This is a genomic window from Burkholderia lata (genome assembly GCF_902499025.1).
GTDB lineage: Bacteria > Pseudomonadota > Gammaproteobacteria > Burkholderiales > Burkholderiaceae > Burkholderia > Burkholderia lata_C.
In genome coordinates, this window is the sequence record NZ_CABVPW010000012.1 from 142595 (window position 1) to 155501 (window position 12907).

A 12907-nucleotide genomic window follows, 5' to 3' on the forward strand; every position below is an offset into this window, starting at 1 on the left:
ACGGGACGCTCAGGTCCGCAGTCTCGGGTTCGACACGATCGAGCACAGGTCGGCAAACAGCACGAGCGTCAGGTAGGCGACGCAGAAGATCAGCGTGCACGCCTGGACCAGCGGGAAATCGCGGTTGCCGACGGCATCGACCATCAGGCTCGCGAGCCCCGGATAGTTGAAGATCGTCTCGACGACGATCACGCCGCCGAGCAGATACGACAGGCTCAACGCGACCGCATTGGCGATCGGCCCGATCGCGTTCGGCAGCGCATGGCGCAGCACGACGCGCGCGGGGCTCGCGCCCTTGAGCACGGCCATCTCGACATACGATGCGCTCAGCTGCTCGATCACCGCGGCCCGCGTCATCCGGGCCATCTGCGCGATCACGACCGCGCACAGCGTCAGCACCGGCATCGCATACGCACGCAGGAAATCGTGCAGGCTTTCGATCGGGCCGCTGTACGACAGCGCGGACAGCCAGTGCAGCTTCACGGCCAGCACGAGCACGGCGACCGTCGCGATCAGGAATTCCGGCGTCGCCACCAGCGACAACGTCCCGAGGCTGATCGCGCGGTCGACCACCGACTCGCGCTTGACGGCCGCGAGGATGCCGAGCAGCAGCGCGATCGGCACCGACACGGCGGTCGTGATCGCGGCCAGCGCCAGCGACTTCGGCAAGCGTCCGCCGATCATCTCCGACACCGGCATGTCGCCCGACAGCGAGCGGCCGAAATCGCCGTGCAGCAGCCCCGCGAGCCAGTGCAGGTAGCGCACGTGCGCCGGCATGTCGAGGCCGAACTGCTGGCGCAGCGCGGCCACCGTCTCCGGCGTCGCCGACTGGCCGAGCGCGGCCTGCGCGGCGTCGCCCGGCAGCAGGTTCGTGATGGTGAAAATGATCGCGGACACGATCAGCAGCGTCAGCGCGGTGACCGCGATGCGCCGGCCGATCAGGCCGAGCAGGATTCGGTTCATGAAGCGGCACTCCGGGTAAGGTCGCGCGCGACCGGGGCGGCTGCCCGCACCGGTCGCGCGGCATCGGCACGCGACGGCGTCAGGCGTTCCACCACACGTGCTCGGCGAACATGAAGCCCATCATCCCGCCGGTCGGGATCGAACCCAGGCCGCCGAGGCGCTTGTCGTAGCCGTCCAGGAAGCTGATGAATGCCGGAATGCCGATCCTGCCCTGCTGCGAGACGAGCACCTGCATGTCGCCATACATCTGCTTGCGCTTCGCATCGTCGGTCTCCGAGCGCGCGGCGAGCAGCAGCTGGTCGAACTTCGCGTTCTTCCAGCCCGACTCGTTCCACGGCGCATCCGACTTGAAGAACTGCGTGAACAGCACGTCGGCGCTCGAGCGCGGGTTGATGTTGCCGAAGCCGAGCGGGTGCTTCATCCAGTGGTTCGACCAGTAGCCGTCGGCCGACACGCGGTTCACCTGCAGGTTCAGCCCGATCTTCTGGCCGGCCTGCTGCATCAGCACGGCCATCTCGATCGAGCCGTTCGCATCCGACGTCGCATAGATCGGCGGCAGCGCGGTGCCCAGCGCGCCGGCCTTCTGGAACAGGAACTTCGCCTTGTCCGGATCGTGCGGCCGCTGCGGCAGCGACGCGTTGAAGTAGCGATGCCCCGGCGGAATCGGCTGGTCGTTGCCGATCACCGCGTAACCGCGGAACACCGCCGAGCGAATCTGCTCGCGATCGAACAGGTACTTCATCCCTTCGACGAAATCGGGGTTCGCGGTGATCGGGTTTTCGCTGCGCATGATCAGGTCGGTGTACAGGCCCGACTTGGTTTCCTTCAGCGCATAGCCCGGCGTGGACGCGACCCGCTGCGTCGAGCGCGGATCGATCGCGTTGATCAGGTGCACGTCGCCCGACAGCAGCGCGTTCAGGCGCGCGGCGCTGTCGGTGATGCCGATCAGCTCGATCTCGTCGAGATACGGCATGCCCGGCTTGAAGTAGCTGTCGTTGCGCACGCCGACGGTCGACACGCCCGGCTTGAACGACTTCAGCTTGTACGGGCCGCAGCCGATGCCGGTCGCGAAGTCGGTCGTGCCGTCCTTGCAAATCACGAGCTGCGGCGTCGCGAGGATCACCGGCAGGTCGGCGTTCGCGCTGACGAGCGTGAGCGTGACTTCGTCCGGGCCGCTCGCCTTCACATCGGCGAACTGGTCGGCGAGCGGCTTGACCTTCGATGCGGTGGCCGGATTCTTGTGACGCATCAGTGAATACACGACATCGGCCGGCCCGACCGGCTTCCCGTCGTGGAACGTGACGCCCTTGCGCAGCTTGATGACCCACGTCTTCGCGTCGGTCGTATGCAGCGACTCGGCGAGGTTCATCTGCGGCGTGAGGCTTTGATCCAGCTGCGTGAGGCCGCTGTAGAACATGAAGAAACGAATGTAGTCGGCGCCGGTCGAGCCCTTCGCCGGGTCGAGCGTATCGGCCGTCGAACTCGATTCGTTCGCAACCCGGATCTTGCCGCCGCGTTTCGGCGCGGGCGCGGCGAAGGCCGATTGCATGCCGGAAAGCAGGCCGCCGCCGGTGCCGACGGCCATCATGCCGCTCGCCGCCATGACCCGCATCATGTCGCGGCGCGTGAACCCACCGTTACCGCCGCCGTTGTCGATATCGTCGCTCATCCGAACTGCTCCTGACTGTAGAAAGTGGGGGCCAGCGTGTTCGAGAAATCCGCCGCGCCCGCCTGCTGGTGGCGGATGCAACGTCTTGCACATGGAATTCATTTAAGCATCGCCAAAATGCGGGTTGTCTCGATTCGGGGCGGCTGCACCACACGATTCGACCGTTTTGGGCCACCTGCGCAGCATGATTTGCTGCGGGCCGCGGCGGGCCGCCGTCGCGCCCGGATGCCATCCGTTCCATCCGGGCCATCCAGGCCATCCGCTGAAAGTTCAGAAGATTGCCCGCGCCGTCGAAGCCGGCCGGCGTGAAGACCGGAGCACGGCCGGCACGGCACCGTGGGCCTGTTCCCGTCCGCGTGCCGGGCCGGACGGGTTGCGCGACCGCGCGGCCGATGCGTCGATTACAAGCCGAGCTGCGTCGCGAGATGGCCGATGTCCGACACCTCGTAGTAGTTGTAGAACGGCGTGCCCGGTTCATGGCCTCGATTGACGAACGCCTTGTGCCGGATCCCGAGATCCTCGGCCGTCATCAGGTCGTAGCGCAGGCTCGACGACACGTGCAGCACGTCCTCCGGCCGGCAGCCGAGCTTGCCGAACATGTATTCGAAGCCCTGCATCCGCGGCTTGTACGACTGCGCCTGCTGCGCGGTGAATACCGCATGGAACGGCGCGCCGAGCTTGTCGACGTTGCTCATGATCTGGTCGTCCGACGCGTTCGACAGGATCACCAGCTTGTACTTCTGCGCCAGCCGCGACAGGCCCGCCGGAACGTCCGGGTGCGGGCCCCAGGTCGGGACCGCCAGATAGAAGCTTTCCGCCTCGGCTTCGTCGAACTTCACGCCAACTCGCTCGCAGGTGCGCCGGATCGCGTTGACGACGACGTCGCGGTACGGCTTCCACGCGCCGAGCACCTCGTCGAGCCGATAGGCGGCGAACGCGCGCACGAATTCCTCGAGCGCGACCGGCGACAGCCGGTCGGCGTAGACCTCGCGCGCCATGTCGGCCATGCGGAAGCGGGTCAGCGTGCCATAGCAGTCGAACGTGATGAACTTCGGTTCAAATTGGATCATGGTGACGTCCTGTCGGTGTGAAGCCCCGGCAGGGCCGGGGACGGGCTGGGTTGTACGAAATTGAATCAAGGCAAAAATGCCTTCGCACGTCGTTCGGCGCCGCTCAAAGCGCAGAATCGCCGCGTGTTGCGCGCCCTTCACGGCACGATCTGCGGTGCTGTCCCGGGCGGGGTGCGCAGGCCGGCCGACACGGTGCGCGAAGCCGCGACGCGCGTACCCCGTACGGCCGCGGTGGTGCGGTGGTGCGGTGGTGCGGTGGTGCGGTGGTGCGGTGGTGCGGTGGTGCGGTGCTGCCGTGCTGCCGTGCTGCCGTGCTGCCGTGCTGCCGTGCTGCGGTGCGGCTGGAAGCGGCGCACCGCCGTGCGTCCGCCGTACGGGCGTTCACTCTGTAGCAACGGCCGGAACGACGGGCCAATCACCGCATGAACCACGCGTTCCCGCACGCCGATCGAGCCGGCTTGCGTCGATCCCGCCCGCGCGGCCGCCGCTGCCGGAAAACAGGCGAATCGTCCTATCCGGGCCGCGGTGTCGCTGGCAGAGTGAGCGGGTCATTCCTACCAATCCGGAGTCCGGCGTGGCCGACCTCAATCCTTCCCGCACGCTTTTCTATCGCCCGTTCGCCGAAACCGACCTGCCCGCCGCGCACCGGCTGTCGGAGGCGGTCAAGTGGCCGCACCGGCTCGACGACTGGCGCTTTGCGTTCCAGCTCGGCAGCGGCTTCGTCGCGGAAGACGAATCCGGCATCGTCGGCACCGCGCTCGGCTGGCACTTCGGCGAGTCGCACGCGTCGCTCGGCATGGTGATCGTGTCGCCCGAGCGCCAGGGCCGCGGCATCGGCCGCGAACTGCTCACGCGCGTCGTCGACAGCCTCGGCGCGCGAACCGTGTTCCTGCACGCCACGCCGGCCGGCGAGCCGCTGTACGAGAAATTCGGCTTCGAGGCGATCGGCACGATCGACCAGCACCAGGGCGCCGCGTTCCAGCCGCCGCTGATCTCGCTGCCGCCGGGCGAGCGCCTGCGGCCGCTCGGCACCAACGACGGCCCGCGGCTCGCCGCGCTCGCATCGCGCGCGGCCGGCTACCCGCGCGATGCGGTGATCGATGCGCTGCTCGACGTCGCGAATGGGATCGCGCTCGATCGCGACGGCGAACTGCTCGGCTTCGCGCTGTTTCGCCGGTTCGGCCGCGGCCACGTGATCGGCCCGGTGATCGCACCGGACGCGTTGCGCGCGCAAGCCCTCATCAGCCATTGGCTCGCGCTGCACGAAGGCATGTTCGTGCGCCTCGACGTGCCGGGCGACAGCGGGCTGTCCGACTGGCTGCAGGGGCTCGGGCTGCCGCGCGTCGATACCGTCGTCGCGATGGTGCGCGGCGCGGCGCCGGCGCGCGATCCGGCGCTGCGCACGTTCGCGATCGTCAATCAGGCGCTCGGCTGAGCGGCACGCACGATGAGCTTCCTGTACAAGGCCGACCCGGTGCGCGGCGCGCAATGGGCGCAGCGCTTCGCGCAACGGGCACCCGACCTCGCGTTCCGGATCTGGCCGGACCTCGGCGATCCGCACACGGTGCGCTACCTCGCCGCGTGGCAACCGCCGGACGACCCGGCTGTGCTGCTGCCGAACCTCGAGGTCGTGTTCTCGGTGGGCGCCGGCATCGACCAGTTCGACCTGTCGCGCGTGCCCGCGCACATCCCGGTCGTGCGGATGATCGAGCCGGGTATCGTCGAAGGGATGGTCGAGTACGTGACACAGGCGGTGCTGACGATCCACCGTGACCTGTTCGACTACGCGGCGCAACAGCGCGCGCAGGCATGGTGCGAGAAGCCGGTGCGCGCGGCCGCGTCGCGCCGCATCGGCGTGCTCGGGCTCGGCACGCTCGGCCAGGCCGTCCTCGACACGTTGCGGCGCTTCGGTTTCCCGTGCGCCGGCTGGAGCCGCACACCGCGCACCCTCGACGGCGTCGACTGCTACGCGGGCGACGCGGCGCTCGACGCGTTCCTGGCCCGCACCGACCTCCTGGTTTGCCTGCTGCCGCTCACCGACAGCACGCGCGGCCTGCTTGGCCCGCGCGTGTTCGATGCGCTGCCGGACGGCGCGTCGCTCGTGCAGGTCGGGCGCGGCCCGCAGCTCGATGCGACGGCGCTGCTCGCCGCGCTCGACGGCGGCCGGCTCGACAGCGCGATCCTCGACGTGACGGACCCCGAACCGTTACCGGCCGGCCACCCGTTCTGGACGCATCCGCGCATTCGCATCACCCCGCACATTGCCAGCGCGACGCGGCCCGACACCGCGGTCGATGCGGTGCTCGAGAACCTGGCGCGCCATCGCGCGGGCCAGCCGATGATCGGCGTCGTCGATCGCGCGCGCGGCTACTGACGCGTTCGCCCGGCCTCGCGGGCGGCGCAGCAGAAAATGCCGAAGCGCGCGGTGCAAACGCCGCATCCATACGTTTCAGGCCGCAAATTGAAGGCGCGTGCGAATTGCTCGCTGGGTAGCATGACCTCACCGCTGACACCCGACGAGAGTCCCGCCCTGCCATGAACCAAGCCGCGCTGATCGAAGCCGATCGTCAACACCTGATCCATCCCGTCGTCAACTATCGCGCGCACGAGGCGCGCGGCGTCACCGTGCTCGAATCCGCGGACGGCGTGTTCCTGCGCGACGCCGACGGCCATACCCTGCTCGATGCGTTCTCGGGCCTGTGGTGCGTGAACGTCGGCTACGGCCGCGACAGCATCGTGCAGGCCGCCGCCGCGCAGATGGCGAAGCTGCCCTATGCGACCGGCTATTTCCATTTCGGCTCGCAACCGGCCATCGAACTCGCCGAACGGCTCGCGGCGCTCGCCCCGCCGTCGCTGAACCGCGTGTATTTCACGCTCGGCGGCTCGGACGCGATCGACTCCGCGGTGCGTTTCATCACGCATTATTTCAACGCAACCGGCCGCCCGTCGAAAAAGCAGATGATCGCGCTCGAACGCGGCTATCACGGTTCGTCGTCGATCGGCGCCGGTCTCACCGCGCTGCCCGCGTTCCACCGCCATTTCGACCTGCCGCGTGCGGACCAGCACCACATTCCGTCCCCCTACCCGTATCGCCACCCGCTCGGCGACGATCCGCAGGCACTGATCGTCGCGTCGGTCGCCGCGCTCGAAGCGAAGGTCGCCGAACTCGGTGCCGACAACGTCGCCGCGTTCTTCTGCGAGCCCGTGCAAGGCTCCGGCGGCGTGATCGTGCCGCCGGCCGGCTGGCTGAAGGCGATGCGCGACGCCTGCCGGCGCCTCGGCATCCTGTTCGTCGCCGACGAGGTGATCACCGGCTTCGGTCGCACGGGCCCGCTGTTCGCGTGCGAGACGGAACAGGTCGATCCGGACCTGATGACCGTCGCGAAAGGCCTGACCGCCGGCTATGCGCCGATGGGGGCGGTGCTGATGTCCGACGAAATCTACGAAGGGATCGCGGGCAGCCGCACGGAGTCGGCCGCGGTCGGTCATGGATATACGTATTCCGCGCACCCGGTCAGCGCGGCGATCGGCCTCGAAGTGCTGAAGCTTTATCACGAAGGTGGGCTGCTCGCGAACGGCCAGGCGATGGCACCCCGATTTGCCGCGGGCCTCGACGCGCTGCGTACGCATCCGCTCGTCGGCGACGCGCGTTCGGCCGGCCTGCTCGGCGCACTCGAACTGGTGGCCGACAAGGCACGCAAGACGCGCTTCGACGCGGCGCTGAACGTGCCCGACAAGATCGCAGCGGCCGCGTACGCGAACGGCGTGGTGTTTCGCGCATTCGGCGACGGCGTGCTCGGCTTCGCGCCGGCACTGAGCTTCACCGCGGGCGAGTTCGACCTGATGTTCGAACGCGTGCGCAAGACGCTCGACGACGTGCTGGCCGACGCGGGCGTACAACGCGCGCTCGACGCGGCGCATGCCCAGCCGGCATGAGCCGGCCAAGGGAAAGCGGGGCTTGTGGCGGCCTTCGTTCGACTCTAAAGTAACCGGACATTCCATTTTTTCCCTCTCACGTGAACATGACGGACAGCAAGCTGGATCGCATCGACCTGCGCATCCTCTCCCAGTTGCAAAAGCGCGGCCGCATGACCAACGTCGAGCTGGCCGATGCGGTCGGGCTGTCGCCCAGTCCATGCCTGATCCGCGTGAAGCGGCTCGAGAAGGCCGGCTACATCGGCGGCTACGGCGCGCACATCCAGCTCGAGAAACTCGGCGACGTGCAGGTCGTGTTTACCGAAGTCACGCTGGCCGACCACCGTCGCGAAGATTTCGATCGCTTCGTCGCGGCGATCCGCAATGTCGACGAGATCGTCGAATGCCACCTTGCGAGCGGCGGCTACGACTATCTGCTGAAGTTCATCACGCGCAGCGTGAGCCATTACCAGACGATCGTCGAAGGGCTGCTCGAGCAGAACATCGGCATCGAGAAATATTTCAGTTACGTGATCATCAAGTCGCCGTTCGTCAAGCGGCACTACCCGCTCGAATCGCTGTTCGGCGAGCGCCACTGACCCGCGGCGCGCGTCACCCTCGAACGCGACAGTCAGCGCGCCGCGCGGCGTAGCCGCGCGCGCTCCCCACCGTCATCGAACCGTTTCATTCAAGGACCTGTCATGCCGCTTACACTGTCCCGCACCGAACTCGTTCGGACTGCAAACCTGATCGACGGCGCGTGGTGCGATGCGATCGACGGCCGCCGCTTCGACGTCACCGATCCGGCGACGCTCCAGACCGTTGCCCGCGCACCCGACAGCGGCGCCGCAGACGCGCGCGCCGCGACCGACGCGGCAGCACGCGCACTGCCTGCATGGCGTGCGACGCCCGCACGCGAACGGGCCGCGATCCTGCGGGCGTGGCACGCGGCGATCGTCGCGCACACCGACGATCTCGCAAAGCTGATGTCGCACGAACAGGGCAAGCCGCTCGCCGAAGCGCGTGGTGAAGTGGCCTATGGCGCGTCGTATGTGCTGTGGTTCGCCGAAGAAGCGACGCGCACCTACGGCGACCTGATTCCGCAGCAGCAGCGCGGCAAGCGGCTCAGCGCGGTGAAGGAACCGATCGGCGTCGTCGCTGCGATCACGCCGTGGAATTTCCCGCTCGCGATGATCGCGCGCAAGATCGCGCCCGCGCTCGCCGCCGGCTGCACGGTCGTCGCGAAGCCCGCGGAGGACACGCCGCTGACCGCGCTCGCGCTCGCCTTTCTCGCGCAGGAAGCCGGCGTGCCGCCCGGTGTGCTGAACCTGATCGCCGCGTCGCGCGAGCGCGGCGTCGATGCCGCGGCCGACTGGCTCGCCGACGGCCGCGTGCGCAAGATCACGTTCACCGGCTCGACGCCCGTCGGCAAGCTGCTCGCGCGCGAGTCTGCGGCGACGCTGAAGAAGCTGTCGCTGGAGCTCGGCGGCAATGCGCCGTTCATCGTGTTCGACGATGCTGACCTCGATGCCGCGGTCGACGGGTTGATGGCCGCCAAGTTCCGCAATGGCGGTCAGACCTGCGTGTCGCCGAATCGCGTCTACGTGCAGGCCGGCGTCTACGACGCGTTCGCCGCGAAGCTCGCTGCGCGTGTCGCCGCGTTGAAGGTCGCGCCGGCGACCGACCCGGCCGCGCAGATCGGCCCGATGATCAACGCACGCGCGGTCGACAAGATCGCCCGCCACGTCGGCGACGCGATCGAACGCGGCGCACGCGTACTCACGGGCGGCAAGCGCGTGCCCGAACTCGGGCCGAACTATTACGCGCCGACCGTGCTCGCCGACGCCACCGCCGACATGCGGCTGACCTGCGAGGAAACCTTCGGCCCGGTCGCGGCGCTGTTCCCGTTCGGGACCGAGGACGAAGCCGTCGACGCCGCGAACGACACGCCGTTCGGCCTTGCCGCGTATTTCTACACGCAGGACGTGCGGCGGATCACGCGCGTGTCGGCGCGCCTCGAAACGGGCATCGTCGGCATCAACGAAGGCGCCCTCGCGAGCGAGGCCGCGCCGTTCGGCGGCGTGAAGGAGTCGGGCTACGGTCGTGAAGGCTCGCGATACGGACTCGACGACTACCTGACGATCAAGTACCTGTGCCAGGGCGGGCTCGACTGAATCTTGTCGAATCCGCGTATGGGGGGGCTACGCAGGCACGCGACGGGAAGCTCGACGCGCAGGTACACTCCGCGCTCGTCCGACAGCGAGGGCGGCTTCCCGCCCCACTGTCGGTAATGCTGTCACCGGGCACAGCGCCGCGAAGAACCGTGTCAACGCCCCCACGTTGCCGTCGCAGTGACGCCAGTCGCGGACAGCGACCGCCCGATCAGGCTCGCCGCGACGACGCCGCACGAGACGGACTGCGAAGTATCTACAGTCTGGCCTGCGGCTGCAGGATGGCGCGCGGAATCAGCGCGATCAGCCCGCAGCTGACCAGCAGGCAGGCGCCCAGCGCATAGGTGCCGTTGTTGATGTTGCCGGTCATTTCCTTGGCGATGCCGGTAATCATCGAGCCCGTGAAGCCGGACAGGTTGCCCACCGAGTTGATCAGCGCAATGCCCGCGGCCGCGGCCGTGCCGGACAGGATCTGGCCGGGGAAGGTCCAGTAGATCGGCATCAGCGCCAGAATGCCGCAGGTGGCGATGGTCAGGAACAGGATCGACAGCGCCACGTGCTGCGCGCACGCCGCGCTCATGATCAGGCCGACGCCGCCGATCAGCGCGGGAATCGCCGCGTGCAGGCGGCGTTCGCCGGTCTTGCGCGAGTGCGAGGCATTCCACACCATCGCGAAGATCGCCGTCAGATACGGAATGGCGGTGAGCAGGCCGATATGCAGCGGGCTCTGCACGCCCGACGCGCGAATGATCGACGGCAGCCAGAACGCCAGTCCGTAGAAGCCGGTATTGAAGGTGAGCAGGATGAAGGTCAGCAGCCAGACGCGCGGGCTGCGCAGCGCGGCACCGACGCTGTGCGACTTGTGCGCGGCCTCGGCTTCGAGATTGCGCGACAGCACCGCCTTTTCCTCGGCGGACAGCCACTTCGCCGACTGCGGGCCGTCGCCGAGGCAGGCCAGCACGATGAACGCCACCACGATCGACGGCAGCCCTTCCAGCAGCAGCATCCATTGCCAGCCGCTCATGCCCGACAGGCCGTGCGTCTGCTCCATCAGCCAGCCGGACACCACACTGCCGAGCGTCAGGCTCAGCGGGATCGCCACCAGGAAGCCGGACATCGCCACGCTCTGGCGGCGTGCCGGAAACCAGTAGTTCATGTACAGGATCACGCCGGGGAAAAAGCCGGCTTCGCACAGGCCCAGCAGGAAGCGCAACGTGTAGAACATGGTGGTCGTCTGCACGTGGAAGAACTGCGCGAGCGGCACGATGAAGGCCATCGACGACGACACGATGCCCCAGGTGATCATGATCCGCGCAATCCAGAAGCGCGCGCCGTAGCGGTGCAGCAGCAGGTTGCTGGGCATCTCGAACAGGAAGTAGCCCCAGAAGAAAATGCTGGCGCCGAGCGCATAGACGCCGTCGCTCAGGCTCAGGTCGTCGAGCATCTGCAGCTTGGCGAAGCCCACGTTGACGCGGTCCAGGTAAGCCACGACGTAGCACAGCAGCAACAATGGCAGGACGCGCCGCATGACCTTGCGATAAAGGGCGTCTTCCGACGAGTCGGCCGCGGCCGATGCGGCAGCGGTCTGCGTAATGGACGGCATCGGTTTGTCTCCTGATTGTGTAGGTCTTCTTCGTACCGGCGCGTTCGTTGATACGTTGATGTTACCGATAACATCCCGTCACAAAAAAAACGCCGACGAGGCAACGGGAACCACCGGCGATTTGATACCGGTAACATTTCCAAGTTAGCATGTCGGGACAGACGACTTCAAGTGCCGGCGAACGGGGAGTTTCCCTAGTGCAGGTGCAGGCGCAACGGGCGCGGGCGGCCTGCCCGGTATTTCGCACCGGTATGATGTAGCCTTTCCTGATTTCTCTCCCGGATCGCCATTCCGATGCCCAGCCCCACCGCCGTCCGGCCTGCCGGACCGCCCCGCATGTCCGACGTAGCGCGCCTGGCCGGCGTATCGAAGATGACGGTGTCGCGCGTGCTCGCCGGCCACAGCGTGGCCGCCGAAACGCGCGCGCGGGTCTGCCAGGCCATCGATCAGCTCGGCTACGTGGCCGACGCGGCCGCGGGTGCGTTGTCGTCGGGGCGCTCGGAGTTCGTCGCGGTGCTCGTGCCGTCGCTGTCGAGCTCCAACTTCTCCGACACCGTGCGCGGCCTCACCGATACGCTCGAACCGCATGGCCTGCAACTGCTGCTCGGCGACACCGACTACGACCTGCAACGGGAAGAACGACTGGTGCGCTCCATGCTGCGTCACCAGCCGCGCTGCATCGCGCTGACCGGTGCGCAGCACACCGATGCGACGCACCAGGTGCTGCAGCGCTCGGCCATTCCCGTCGTCGAGATGTGGGACCTGCCCACGCATCCTATCGACACCGCGGTGGGCTTCTCCAACGTGCGGGCCGCGCGTGCGATGGTGCGGCACCTGGCCGGGCGCGGTTACCAGCGCATCGGCTTTCTCGGCGGCGCCAGCGAACTGGATCGCCGCGGCCTGGACCGGCTCAAGGGGTATCAGGCGGAGATCAAGGCACTCGGACTCGGCGAGCCGCGCATCGTGCGCCTCGGCGAATCGCCGATCACCATGAGTCATGGCGGGCCCGCGATGGCGGCTCTGCTGGAGACGTGGCCCGACACCGACGCGGTGATGTGCGTGAGCGACATGTCGGCGTTCGGCGCAATCATGGAATGCCATCGGCGCGGGCTGTCCGTGCCTGCGGACATGGCCGTGGCCGGCTTCGGGAACTTCGAGGTGGCTGCATCCTGCCACCCGACCATCACCACGGTGTCGGTCGACGCGTACGGCATCGGCCTGCGCACGGGCGAGGCGTTGCTGGCGGCACTGCAAGCACGCGATGGCGGCGAGCGGATCGAGCCGCAACGGATTCGAATCGACTACTCGATCGTCGCGCGGGAAAGCGCCTGACGGGCCGAAGGCACGGGCTGGCCGGCCCGTGCGAGAACGGCTGCGTATCGTTGCGCGGCGTGCGGGACCGCGTACAGGCCCCTCCCCTCACGCCGCACCTGCGCCGCATCGGAGAGAAGCCCGCGTGACGAGCAACGCGTGTCGACGCGGCACGGTTCGCTGCCCCGGAAACCCGTGCCCGGTG

Annotated in this window: 10 protein-coding genes; 6 read left to right on the forward strand and 4 right to left on the reverse strand. The window is 67.9% G+C overall.

The genetic code is table 11. The features are described 5' to 3' along the window. Window positions 1–9 precede the first annotated feature (9 nt). From BDI24065_RS14465 to BDI24065_RS14475, 3 genes are all read right to left on the reverse strand, one after another. Window positions 10–963: an ABC transporter permease gene (locus tag BDI24065_RS14465; RefSeq protein WP_175031851.1), complete on the reverse strand. Its 954-nt coding sequence runs from the start codon at window positions 961–963 to the stop codon at window positions 10–12. Window positions 964–1042: 79 nt separating this feature from the next. Next, complete coding sequence (locus BDI24065_RS14470) at window positions 1043–2632, reverse strand: ABC transporter substrate-binding protein (RefSeq protein WP_175031852.1); 1590 nt, start codon at window positions 2630–2632, stop codon at window positions 1043–1045. 401 nt (window positions 2633–3033) lie between these two features. After that, on the reverse strand, window positions 3034–3702 hold the full coding sequence (locus tag BDI24065_RS14475) for a haloacid dehalogenase type II (RefSeq protein ID WP_175031853.1): 669 nt from the start codon (window positions 3700–3702) through the stop codon (window positions 3034–3036). Window positions 3703–4276: 574 nt separating this feature from the next. On the opposite strand from BDI24065_RS14475, the gene BDI24065_RS14480 reads away from it, so the two are divergent. The 5 genes from BDI24065_RS14480 to BDI24065_RS14500 all read left to right on the forward strand — a co-directional run bounded on the left by BDI24065_RS14480 (window position 4277) and on the right by BDI24065_RS14500 (window position 9791). Further along, window positions 4277–5137, forward strand: a complete 861-nt coding sequence (locus BDI24065_RS14480; protein WP_175031854.1) for a GNAT family N-acetyltransferase — start codon at window positions 4277–4279, stop codon at window positions 5135–5137. A 12-nt stretch (window positions 5138–5149) separates the two neighbouring features. Further along, window positions 5150–6076 (forward strand): 2-hydroxyacid dehydrogenase, encoded by a 927-nt coding sequence (locus tag BDI24065_RS14485; RefSeq protein WP_175031855.1) that lies wholly within the window; start codon window positions 5150–5152, stop codon window positions 6074–6076. A gap of 161 nt (window positions 6077–6237) precedes the next feature. Next, window positions 6238–7638, forward strand: coding sequence for an aspartate aminotransferase family protein (locus tag BDI24065_RS14490; RefSeq protein ID WP_175031856.1), 1401 nt, complete (start codon window positions 6238–6240; stop codon window positions 7636–7638). Between the two features lie 86 nt (window positions 7639–7724). Then, window positions 7725–8216 (forward strand): Lrp/AsnC family transcriptional regulator, encoded by a 492-nt coding sequence (locus tag BDI24065_RS14495; protein ID WP_006749694.1) that lies wholly within the window; start codon window positions 7725–7727, stop codon window positions 8214–8216. Between the two features lie 102 nt (window positions 8217–8318). Continuing rightward, on the forward strand, window positions 8319–9791 hold the full coding sequence (locus BDI24065_RS14500; RefSeq protein ID WP_175031857.1) for an NAD-dependent succinate-semialdehyde dehydrogenase: 1473 nt from the start codon (window positions 8319–8321) through the stop codon (window positions 9789–9791). A gap of 253 nt (window positions 9792–10044) precedes the next feature. Here BDI24065_RS14500 and BDI24065_RS14505 read toward each other — a convergent pair whose 3' ends face one another. Beyond that, window positions 10045–11391: an MFS transporter gene (locus BDI24065_RS14505; protein WP_175031858.1), complete on the reverse strand. Its 1347-nt coding sequence runs from the start codon at window positions 11389–11391 to the stop codon at window positions 10045–10047. Window positions 11392–11685: 294 nt separating this feature from the next. Here BDI24065_RS14505 and BDI24065_RS14510 point away from each other — a divergent pair, with 294 nt between their 5' ends. Beyond that, window positions 11686–12723: a LacI family DNA-binding transcriptional regulator gene (locus BDI24065_RS14510; RefSeq protein WP_175031859.1), complete on the forward strand. Its 1038-nt coding sequence runs from the start codon at window positions 11686–11688 to the stop codon at window positions 12721–12723. Window positions 12724–12907: the final 184 nt, after the last annotated feature.

Coding starts and splice junctions, on each gene's coding strand:
- BDI24065_RS14465 (WP_175031851.1), bottom strand. CDS start 963: ATGAACCGAATCCTGCTCGGCCTGATCGGCCGGCGCATCGCGGTCACC.
- BDI24065_RS14470 (WP_175031852.1), bottom strand. CDS start 2,632: ATGAGCGACGATATCGACAACGGCGGCGGTAACGGTGGGTTCACGCGC.
- BDI24065_RS14475 (WP_175031853.1), bottom strand. CDS start 3,702: ATGATCCAATTTGAACCGAAGTTCATCACGTTCGACTGCTATGGCACG.
- BDI24065_RS14485 (WP_175031855.1), top strand. CDS start 5,150: ATGAGCTTCCTGTACAAGGCCGACCCGGTGCGCGGCGCGCAATGGGCG.
- BDI24065_RS14490 (WP_175031856.1), top strand. CDS start 6,238: ATGAACCAAGCCGCGCTGATCGAAGCCGATCGTCAACACCTGATCCAT.
- BDI24065_RS14495 (WP_006749694.1), top strand. CDS start 7,725: ATGACGGACAGCAAGCTGGATCGCATCGACCTGCGCATCCTCTCCCAG.
- BDI24065_RS14500 (WP_175031857.1), top strand. CDS start 8,319: ATGCCGCTTACACTGTCCCGCACCGAACTCGTTCGGACTGCAAACCTG.
- BDI24065_RS14505 (WP_175031858.1), bottom strand. CDS start 11,391: ATGCCGTCCATTACGCAGACCGCTGCCGCATCGGCCGCGGCCGACTCG.
- BDI24065_RS14510 (WP_175031859.1), top strand. CDS start 11,686: ATGCCCAGCCCCACCGCCGTCCGGCCTGCCGGACCGCCCCGCATGTCC.